General features: G+C 68.1%; 10 protein-coding genes. 7 read left to right on the plus strand and 3 right to left on the minus strand.

Features of this window, described 5'->3' with window-relative positions:
• Positions 1-89: 89 nt before the first annotated feature.
• The gene (locus tag ABZS97_RS41695; protein ID WP_356148248.1) at positions 90-452 is read right to left on the minus strand and encodes a hypothetical protein; all 363 of its coding nucleotides are present in this window, start codon (positions 450-452) and stop codon (positions 90-92) included.
• Between the two features lie 1,037 nt (positions 453-1,489).
• On the opposite strand from ABZS97_RS41695, the gene ABZS97_RS41700 reads away from it, so the two are divergent.
• Together ABZS97_RS41700 and ABZS97_RS41705 are read left to right on the plus strand one after the other, a co-directional pair.
• Positions 1,490-2,611, plus strand: a complete 1,122-nt coding sequence (locus ABZS97_RS41700) for a DUF4062 domain-containing protein (RefSeq protein ID WP_356148251.1) — start codon at positions 1,490-1,492, stop codon at positions 2,609-2,611.
• Between the two features lie 19 nt (positions 2,612-2,630).
• A complete protein-coding gene (locus tag ABZS97_RS41705) occupies positions 2,631-3,311 on the plus strand; it encodes a hypothetical protein (protein WP_356148254.1) in 681 nt (226 codons plus the stop codon).
• Between the two features lie 132 nt (positions 3,312-3,443).
• On the opposite strand, the gene ABZS97_RS41710 is transcribed toward ABZS97_RS41705, so the two are convergent.
• Together ABZS97_RS41710 and ABZS97_RS41715 are read right to left on the minus strand one after the other, a co-directional pair.
• Positions 3,444-3,689, minus strand: coding sequence for a hypothetical protein (locus tag ABZS97_RS41710; protein ID WP_356148257.1), 246 nt, complete (start codon positions 3,687-3,689; stop codon positions 3,444-3,446).
• 225 nt (positions 3,690-3,914) lie between these two features.
• Positions 3,915-4,067 carry a hypothetical protein gene (locus tag ABZS97_RS41715; protein WP_356148260.1) on the minus strand — a complete coding sequence of 51 codons (153 nt, stop codon included), beginning with the start codon at positions 4,065-4,067 and terminating at the stop codon, positions 3,915-3,917.
• Positions 4,068-4,361: 294 nt separating this feature from the next.
• Here ABZS97_RS41715 and ABZS97_RS41720 point away from each other — a divergent pair, with 294 nt between their 5' ends.
• The 5 genes from ABZS97_RS41720 to ABZS97_RS41740 all read left to right on the plus strand — a co-directional run.
• Positions 4,362-4,691: a trypco2 family protein gene (locus tag ABZS97_RS41720; protein ID WP_356148263.1), complete on the plus strand. Its 330-nt coding sequence runs from the start codon at positions 4,362-4,364 to the stop codon at positions 4,689-4,691.
• A gap of 45 nt (positions 4,692-4,736) precedes the next feature.
• Entirely contained in the window at positions 4,737-7,655 is a 2,919-nt protein-coding gene (locus ABZS97_RS41725) for a tetratricopeptide repeat protein (RefSeq protein ID WP_356148266.1), read from the plus strand.
• A 574-nt stretch (positions 7,656-8,229) separates the two neighbouring features.
• On the plus strand, positions 8,230-8,508 hold the full coding sequence (locus ABZS97_RS41730) for a hypothetical protein (protein ID WP_356148269.1): 279 nt from the start codon (positions 8,230-8,232) through the stop codon (positions 8,506-8,508).
• 149 nt (positions 8,509-8,657) lie between these two features.
• The gene (locus tag ABZS97_RS41735) at positions 8,658-9,098 is read left to right on the plus strand and encodes a hypothetical protein (protein WP_356148272.1); all 441 of its coding nucleotides are present in this window, start codon (positions 8,658-8,660) and stop codon (positions 9,096-9,098) included.
• 438 nt (positions 9,099-9,536) lie between these two features.
• Positions 9,537-9,862 (plus strand): hypothetical protein (locus ABZS97_RS41740; protein ID WP_356148275.1); only part of this gene is annotated, 326 nt, incomplete at its 3' end.

Genomic DNA, 9,862 nt, shown 5'->3' on the forward strand with positions numbered 1-9,862 from the left:
CGCGCTGGGCTGCAATGCAGGAAAGCACGGTCTACTCGGGGTCGGTGTCCTCGTTGAAGTTCCCCAGATGCAGAGGGACTTGACCGACTTCACTGCATTTCAGCACATTGGCCATGAGCGAAGCCAGATTCTTGGGGCGGACCGTTTCCAGCGTCGTGGCCAGTTCCTCGATGACCCACCAGCGCCGAGCTGCGTACGCGCGGGATCGGCTTCACCTCCCTGCACGAGAAAGGGCCGTTGGCGGCCAGGCGTTCGGCGATCGTGCGGCGTACCCGATGGTGCGGGGGCAGCTCGGGTCCGTTGCGCAGGGCGCCGCTGAACTGGGCCAGCAGGCGGAACACCCCGTCGGGGGCCGTCGTGTCGCACGCCGCGGGCTCGCTGCCCAAGTGGTCGTCGTCCGCGGCAGGGGTGTCCTGGGCGGCGGCCTGCCACAGCGGTTCGAAGTAGGTCACCTCGCCGTCCAGGGCGTAGACGAGCTGCTGCGCGGCCTCCCAGCCGGGCAGGGCGGTGCCCTCCAGCAGGGACGTGATCTCGTGCTCGCTCAGGTTGCCGTCCGCGGCGAGCGTGGCAGCGGAGGGCTGCCCTGCACGCAGATGGAGGTAACGCAGTGCGGACCACTACGGGGTTTCCGTGTTCCGCTTGTGTCAGGTGCGATCGGGGTGGGGGCCCCCTCTGACCCGGGACCGTGGTGACCTCCGCCTGCCCGCTACAGCAGGGCGGCACGTGGCTTCACAGCCTCAGTCCTTATGGCGACCGTTGGTCATTCGTCGCAATCGCCGTCCACTTGACGAGCCTTCATGAAAGGGGGTTCGCATTTCTCACCCGTCCGACCTCTCCGTTGCCTGTGCTCAGCGGCGACCCGCTGGGACTTGGGCGTTTGCAGGGGCTCAGCACCCGGCCCTTACGGGCCACGCACTCCCTGCCGGGAGCCGGTCTCGGTCACTGACCGGGGACGTAGCATCAACTCCTTTCCAGCGTCCACTGATTCACAAGCGACTTCACGTCGCACTAGCGGTAGTGGCAGGCGCCGGCAGCCGGCTGCTGCTGCACCGTGTAGTGCTTCTGCGGGCCTGCCCCACCGCGATCGTCCGCCCCGCGTCGGACGACGCGGCCGTGCCCGACGCCCCCGCCGCCGGGCTCTGGCTTTCGGACGATGTTGAGGTGCCGAGCGGGGCGGATGAACAGCCCGCCAGCAGCAGGAAGGTGAGCAGGACGGGCGGCTCAGTACGGCGGGCTGAGTGCATGACGATCCCTTACAGGCAGGCGACGGCTGAGCAGATGCTCCCCCACCACCGCCGATCCCTACCGCACGGGATACGGCGCGAGTGCCTGTCGAGGTGTAACCATCACGGCCAGACCCTCCCTTTCTGCGTAGATAAGCGCATTTTCCGCAAAGAACCCGGTAGGGGCGGCAGGGCCGGGTAGAACGGCGGTGCGTCCGCATCGGCGTCATGGCCGGTTGCGGACCACGGGGTATCCGGGGGGAATCGTGCAGAAGCGCTACCAGGTATTCATCAGTTCCACGCGGAAGGACTTGGAAGTAGAACGCAGGAAGCTGACCAACGCGTTGCTCAAGAGCCAGTACATCCCTGTCGGCATGGAGCACTTCCCCGCCAGCCCGGAGCAGGCCTGGCCGATCATCAAGCGATTCATCGACGAGTGCGACTTCTACGTGCTCGTCATCGCTGGCATGTACGGATCGATCAACCCGGACAATGGGCTCAGCTACACCGAGAGTGAATACCTCTACGCGGCCGAGGCCAACAAGCCTCTCCTCGCCTTCGTCCACGAAGACATCAAGAAGCTGAAGGCCGAGAAGGTGGAGCTGAACAGCAGGAAGCGACGCCAACTCGAGGCGTTCACCAAACGGGTCGAGGCCAGCCTGGTCCGTGCCGCTTGGAACAACCCGGACGACCTGGCTTCGGAGGTGATCACAGCACTCAACGCGGCAACCCAGTACAGCTCGGCAGTGGGCTGGGTGCGAGCAGACTCCGTCCCCGAACAGTTCGGCCTGCTCAGCGACAACCTGCTCGAGCCATGCGCCCGCCTGGGCATCAGGCAAGTAAGCGTCGACGGCGTCGCCGGACCCGAGATGCCGGACAACCTGGCGCGGGCCCGCATCATCCGCGTCATGTCGACCAGCGCGGTACGCCTCATCGAAATCTACAAGCAATCCTTCGTCGCGGCCCTCAAGAGCGGCGGTCACATCAAAGTGCTGCTGCCCGATCCCCAGGGCAGCTTCGTCACCGATGTCCAAGAGTCGGAATCCGCCTACGGCCCCCGTGGTGTGAAGATCTCCGAGGAAGTCACCCTCGTGCACTACCGCCTGCGCGAAGTCCTCGGCGAGGCCGCCGCAAGCACGAGCCCGTCAGCCTCCCTGGGCACCGTGGAGATCGGATACTTCACCACTCATCTGCGTTCCACCCTCGTGCTCTGCGACGAACACTGGGGATGGCTCACGCTCACCCTGCCCCCCGCCCGCGCACCCGAGACCGCCTCCCTCGTCCTCAACCCCGCAGACCGCTCCCTTCTGAGCGTCTGCGTGCGCCACTTCGACCGGACCTGGGACGTGGTCGCCTCACGGGGAGCAACTGAACTACTGGGCCCCTGACCGGGGTAGACATGCCTGCATGGCGGACACCTCCGAACGGATGACCGAAGCGCGGGCTGCGTGGGACAAGCGCCTGGAGCAGGCCCGTGCCCTGATGGCAGCACGACGCGGCCGTCCACGCGCACTGATCGAAGTTGCAGCACAGCACCCTCTCGTAGCCGGCGTACGCCCCAACGAGGAATTCGAGGCACGTCTGAACCGCGGACGGGAGCTCTACACACAGCTGGTCAGCGAGGGCATGGACGTGGAACTGTACGTGCCCGGCAGCCGCCATATGTTCCACGGAACCGCCGACAAGATCAGCCTCAGCCGGGCAGGCAGCGACTACCTCGCCGCACACGGCGTCCCAGCCGCACACGTTCGCGGAGAAGACCTCAACCGCCGCTACAAAGGCGATGACGGCGTGTACAACAGCGCCGACGAATGCTTCGTCACGGCCTCCCACTTCAAAGACAGCGACTTCGGCACCCTCATCAGCGTCCTAGCCCCCGGCCAGCTGCACCGCAAAATGCTCCACTACATCCACTTCGGAGTGCTTCCCCTCGCCCACACCGCGCCCACCCCCACCTCGTTCCACAACTACGTCCACGAAGCATTCGTCGAACTACCGCACGTCCTGCTCGAAGACCCTGACCTGCAGACCCCAGACTCGCCCAAGGCCACCCGGCTACGCGCGGAACGACGCCCAGCAGCCGACTAGCCAAGACCCCGGCTGGGCTCCCCTGTCGAGCCGCTTCAGACCAGGCCCGTGCCGCGCCCGCTCTGAGCGACGGCAGCGGAGAACGCCCGCACCATCACGGTAAGCGCGCGGTGCCCCTGCAGCAGAGCCTCGTCACTCCGCCTCAGCGCCGGCACGGAAGGCCTGCGCGATCATTGCGTATTGGGCGGCGAAACCAAGCTGGCGGTCGCTACTGACCGCCGAATCGGTGGCCTCGGCTCTGGCCAGGAAGGCTCGGGAGCGCCGCAGGCAGTAGGCACGAACTTCATCGTCCGTGGCGTCAGCGAAGTCAAACCCCTCAGGCGCGGGAGGCTCGGTGTATTGGGGCTGGTTCCAGGGCCTAGCTCTGTCCTTGGGCATGCTGCTCATCCTCCCTTGAGCGTGAGCAGCAAAGCACTGCAGACAGGCGTGCGGCCGACAGACCCACGCTCCCCCTGGCTGAGACCAGGTCTCATCGACTCCGCCGGTTCTTGATGTCCCCGTCTACCGCGGCCTCCCCTGCTTGGGGAGGGTAGGCCTCCCGCCCACCAACGAGTCCAGCGCCGCAGGCGCCGCCCCGGACCGCGGAACGCGCTCGGCCCGGGCTCACCCGATCGCCGCGCCGGCCGTCCCTGACGCCCCCGCCGCCGGGCTCTGGCTTTCGGACGATGTCGAGGTGCCGAGCGGGACGGACGAACAGCCCGCCAGCAGCAGGCAGGTGAGCAGGACGGGCGGCGCGATACGGCGGGTAGAGCGCATGACGATTCCTCACAGGCAAGCGACAGCTGAGCAGATGCTCACCCACCAACGCCCATCCCTACCGCGCGGGGTGGCTCGCGGCGCTCGGCAACTGGGCTTCAGCCGCCGCGGCGCTTCTCACGGCCCGAAGGGCTCCGGCTCTGGGCCAGGCGCCGGTCCACCGAGCGGCCTCTGCCATCGCGTTGTCGATGGAAAACCGGCTGCGTCGCGTGGTTGTCCTCTTCTTCGGTGAGTTTCGCTTCTACGGTGGGTTCCTCGCGTCGGGCAGGCGCGGACGGTGCGATTGGGGTACGTGTGGAGATCGAGTTGGCGGATGCGGTGGCGGCGATGCGGGACGAGCTGCTGCAGGCCTCCGCTCGCGGCGCGGGCCAGGACCTGGCCTTCAAAGTCGGGCCGGTGGAGCTGGAGTTCGCCGTGGAACTGCGCGCGGACGCCAGAGCCAAAGCCGGTTTCAAGGCCTGGGTGGTCACCGGCGAGGCGGAGGCGGGCGTGGCGCGGACCCGGACGCACCGGGTGAAGATCGCGCTCACTCCGCAGCAGCCGGGCGGCGGCGACCTGCTCATCCACGGCCGTCCCGAGCGGGAGCAGGGTCCCGGCGATGTGTCCGGGTACATCGAGCCCTGAGGCGGCGGCCAGGCGGACCATGACCACCAGGGACGGGGGCGTGGGGTGGAGCACGGACGTGTCGTCGCGGTAGAGGGACCCGACGGGCCGGGATCCGGGTATGTGATCGCAGGCCGGCTGGTGCTGACGTCGGCTCACGGCGTGCCCGGCGAGGGCCAGGCGGTGACGCTTTTCCGGCCCGGACGTCCGGAGCGCTGGCAGGGCACCGTGGTCTGGCGCGGCAGTCCCAGCGGCCGGGACGACGCCGCACTGATCCATCTCGCCGATCCGGCCTGGTTGCCCCCGTCCGGGCCTGCGGTGCGTTGGGGCCGCCTGGTCACCGACCGGCCCGGCACGCCCTGCGAGGCGTGGGGCATCCCGGAGCTGGTGCAGCGGCCCGGGCGGGCGACCGACACCCTGCAGCCGTCCGGCACCCTCAACCCCGGCGACCGCCAGGTCGGCAACCGCTACGTGATGAACCTCGACCACCACCCCCCAGCCGCCACCGACGACGGCGCCTCCCCATGGGGCGGCCTGTCCGGGGCCGCGCTGTTCTGCGGTGACCTGCTGGCCGGTGTCATCACCTCCGACCCGGCCGGCCGCAGCCACGCCCACCTCGAAGCCGTGCCCGCCTTCGTCCTGCTGCACGACGCGGCTTTCCGCGCCGCACTCACCGCGCACGGCCCCACCGGCACCGAGCTGGAGCCGGTCGAATGGCAGCACCTCGCCGAACCCGCCACCGCGGCCGGGCTGGTCCGCTCTCCCGCGGCCCTGCTGCGCGCCCGTCGCCAGATCGTGCCCTTCCGCGGCCGCACCCCTGACCTCGACCGCCTCGCCGCCTGGAGCAGCGAGCCCGGCTTCGGGGCGCTTTTGCTGCACGGGTCCGGCGGCCAGGGCAAGACCCGCCTAGCCCAGCACTTCGCCGACCAACTCGCCGCCCAACGCTGGACCGTTCTGTGGCTGCGCGCCGACACCGGCCCCGACACTCTCGCCGTCCTGGCGGCCGCCGCCGTTCCCGTGCTGGTGGTGGTCGACTACGCCGAGAACCGCCCCCTCCAACTGGAAGCCCTCCTGCAGGCCGCCGCCCGGCACCCCGGCGCCAGCCCGTTCAAGCTGCTGTTGCTGGCCCGCACCGCCGGCGACTGGTGGCCAGCTTTGCAGGCCAGCTCTCCGACAGCAGAGGACCTACTGGACGGCGCCCGCGTCATCGCGCTGCATGCGCTGGAACCCGACTCCGGCCGCTCCCGCCGCGAGGCCTATCAGGAAGCGGTCCATGCCTACGCCAGCCATCTGCCACAGGTACGCGGCTGGCAGGACTTTGACTGGGTCACGCTGGCCCACCGCCTCACCTCCAACCCCCGCCCCGAGCCTCTCGCCGGCCTGGACCGGCCCGGGCTGGAGACGGCACTGAGCCTGCACATGACTGCCCTCGCCGACCTCCTCGACACCGCCAGTCAGCCGTTCAGCGACGGTCGCGCACCTGTCCAGGCAGAAACAACAACCACAGACACAACGGACGTTGAGGACCGGCTGCTGGTCCATGAGCGTCGTTACTGGACCACCGCCGCTACCACCCACGCGCTCCATCCCGCGTTGACCCAGGCCACCCTCACTGACGCCTTGGCGGCCGCTTTCCTCCTGGGTGCCGACGACCGCGACCAGGCCGACGTCCTCCTTGACCGCGTTCCCGGCCTGGCCGGCCAGCTCCCCGACCGGCGCCGCGCCGTGCGTAACTGGATCGCCGCCCTCTACCCGCCCGCCACCCACAGCTGGCCCTGGGACACCCTGCAGCCCGACCGGCTCGCTGAACGCTTTCTCGGCCGTCACCTGCACACCGACCCCCGTCTCGCCGACCACCTCATCGTCGGCGCGACCGCACACCAGGCCACCCGGCTGCTGACCGTCTACACCCGCGCCGCCGCCCACACCGTCTTCCACCACCAGCTCGACCAGCACCTCACCGCCCTGTGCGTGCGCCACGCCGATCTCCTTGCCACGCCCGCCATCGAAGTAGCCACCCAGACCGAGGCTCCCCACCCCCTCCTCGATGCCCTCCAGCAGATCACCGATCAACCAGACATCCAGCTGTCCGACCTGGAACAGCTGGAAGCCAAGTTGCCCTCTACCAGCCACAATCTCGCCCCTTGGGCCGCACACCTCACCCGCCGCATCACTGAGCACTACCGCACGCTCCCCCACGACGATCCAGACCGCCTTCCCCGGGTCGCCGGGAGTTTGAACGACCTCTCCATCCGGCTGGCGGCTTTGGGGCGGCGGGAGGAAGCTCTCGCCGCCACCACCGAATCCGTGGAGATCTACCAGGAGCTGGCACAGATGCGGCCCGACGCCTTCCGCCCCGACCTCGCCACGAGCCTGAACAACCACTCCAACCAGCTGTCGGCCTTGGGGCGGCGGGAGGAAGCTCTCGCCGCCACCACCGAATCCGTGGAGATCTACCAGGAGCTGGCACAGATGCGGCCCGCCGCCTTCCTCCCCCACCTCGCCGCGAGCCTGAACAACCACTCCGTCCAGCTGTCGGCTTTGGGACGGCGGGGGGAAGCGCTCGCCGCGAGCATTGAAGCGGTGGTGGTCTACCAGGAGCTGGCACAGGTGCGGCCCGACGCCTTCCGCCCCGACCTCGCCGCGAGCCTGAACAACCTCTCCATCTGGCTGGCGGCTGTGGGGCGGCGGGAGGAAGCGCTCGCCGCCACCACCGAAGCCTTGGGCATCCGCCGGGAGCTGGCCCGGGCCCGGCCCGACGCCTTCCGGCCCGACCTCGCCCTGAGTCTGAACAACCTCTCCATCTGGCTGGCGGTTTTGGGGCGGCGGGAGGAAGCGCTCGCCGCCATCACCGAAGCCGTTGAGGCCTACCGGGAGCTGGCCCGAGCCCGTCCCGACGTCCACCAGCATGAACTTGACCGATCCCTCCAGGTGCTGGCCTGGCTGCAGAAGCATGTCGAGGGCGGGTCGGATTCAACCACTTGAAGCGACGGGCGTCTGTGCACCAGCAGCCCAGAGACTCTTGGCCCGGGCGCTGCATGGGGCCCGTGCCGTGCGATTCACGTTGCCATTCTCCTGACGTGGCATCACTCCTGCGCAGGCATCCGGCTTTCACGGGAGCTGGTTCAGGAAGTCTCTGCTCGATGTCGGGCAAGGACGTCTCCAGCGGGTGGAGATCGAGCACGGTGTAGAAGAGCGTTCGGGCCATCGCGCTCGGGCCGCATCCAGCTACCTCATCAAAGGCCTTGATCGGCCACGTGGGTGTGAAAGCGGTGGCCGAACGGCGGGCCGCCGCCGGCCGGCCGGTCGGCATATGGAAGAGGCCTCGAATCGGCGCGCGGTCCGGGGCCCGCCCGGGTATGGCGCAGGGTACGGGGTCGAAAGCCAGTCCTGCCCCGGCGCGCCTCTGTGGCCACGCCAGCTCGGCAAGCTGTACCGCGTGACCAGGGTCCATGCGGTTCGCGTGGCATCCTCCACCCACGCGCGCCCCGCAGCAGGCAGGCCATTCACCCCGCCCAGCTGGCGATAGCCTGCGGCCCAAACCAGGAGGGCGGGTCCAGTGGGCTTCGACGCAGAACGATCAGCGCGCATCGCTGCCATGCGGGAAACCGCCCGGCCCGCCTGGGCGGCAACCGGCGACACGGACACACTCCAGCAGTTCCTCAAGGACAACGGGTGTCACGGCGTGGAAGCGGTATTCGTGACCATGGGCCTGCTGAACTGCGATCTTGCCGAAGCCCAACGAGCCTTCTTCAACGCCCCATGCCGCGACGCCGAACGCCGCTTCCACAACGACGCCATGAACGCGCTCGCAGAGGCTGCCGACCACGACGCCTGACAGCACCACCGACCAGTGGAGCCCCTTGACTCAGCCATTAAGACTCCACCGACCGCGCTCGTCGCGCGCAGACCGCATGCTGCCCCGGTTCGCCAGAGGCCTAAGATCAGGCCACTAGTACGAAGGGGGCGGGCGATGAACAGCCGAGCATGGAAGTGGCTGCTTATTTCGGCCCCGATGGCGCTGTCGGTCTCCGCGTGCGTGGGGTGGGGTGGGGTGGCTATCCGCCTGCGAAGAACGTCCACGACTCTCAGCTCATAGGCACCTGGCGCGCCCGGGAGTGCGACGCCACGTTGACCTTGAATCCGGACGGATCGGCGTCCGCTACCGGCATGCCTACCGAGATGGAACTCGACGGCAAGGTCACGCAGAGGGTCAGCGGGGATGGCACCTGGGAGATCGACGAGTCCGGCGTTGAGCAACAACTCGAATTGGTCATGGGTGACCAAAGCACCCCGTTCGACCTCTACCGGGACAAGGGGCGCTTGCTGGTGGCTCTGACCGTAGGGGACCCGGACGATATGAACTCGTGCACCCTGACCAGACACTCGAAAATGGCAGCCAATGCCCCAACCGCTGTACAGCAATGAAGTACAGCAACCAGCGCAACCGTAGCTTGCCTCAGCCATTGAGACTCCGCCGACCGCGTGGGAGGGGTACGCGTGTACGGCGCAGCAGTGGTCAAGCCACCCGAACTCTGAGATGAATCAATCTTCGTCATCCGACGAGGAGCCCGTCGTACGGATATCACCAAGATCGCAACCAGCGTCAGGATGACGAGGACCCGACTGGGCGAAGCGTATTGCTGCCTATGATCCGGGACTAGAGCCTTCAGGGGCGCCCCGGTTGGCCAATTCTTCCGTGACCCTTGTCTCGGATGGGACGCCCCTCGGCCCCCTGACCAGTGGCTTACGATCTCAGGCATGCGTCATGCCCTACCCCGTCTCGCCTGTCTCCTGCCCTTGATCGGATTGATCGCCGGGTGCGGAAGCAGTCAGGCTCCCCAACCTTCCCCGGGGCGGGCAAAGGTGATCGTCGACCCTTCAGTGGCGCAGCGTCGCACGGAATACGAGAACGTTCGCTCAGGGCTGCTCCAAGCGGTGGCGGAGGTGGGCGTGCCCGGTGGATTCAGGGGAGACGGCAAAGAGAAGCAATCCGCTGATTACTGCTCAGTCTTTCTTGATGGATTTCTGTCGGCGAAGAGCGCGGCTCAGTCCCGGGAGACGGTGACGGCAGCACTGCGGGCAGACGGCTGGAAACAGGTCCAGTCCGGGGGTACTGACGAGAGTCTGCTCACCCGTGGCACCTGGGCGGTTTTCGTGACCCGCACAACCGCACCCCTCGCGGGTGCCGA

This window comes from Streptomyces sp. NPDC005485, assembly GCF_040606085.1.
GTDB lineage: Bacteria > Actinomycetota > Actinomycetes > Streptomycetales > Streptomycetaceae > Streptomyces.

Bases quoted from the DNA above. Each gene is read 5' to 3' on its own strand.
- ABZS97_RS41705 (WP_356148254.1), top strand. From the start codon at position 2,631: ATGGCGGACACCTCCGAACGGATGACCGAAGCGCGGGCTGCGTGGGAC.
- ABZS97_RS41710 (WP_356148257.1), bottom strand. From the start codon at position 3,689: ATGCCCAAGGACAGAGCTAGGCCCTGGAACCAGCCCCAATACACCGAG.
- ABZS97_RS41715 (WP_356148260.1), bottom strand. From the start codon at position 4,067: ATGCGCTCTACCCGCCGTATCGCGCCGCCCGTCCTGCTCACCTGCCTG.
- ABZS97_RS41735 (WP_356148272.1), top strand. From the start codon at position 8,658: ATGGAAGTGGCTGCTTATTTCGGCCCCGATGGCGCTGTCGGTCTCCGC.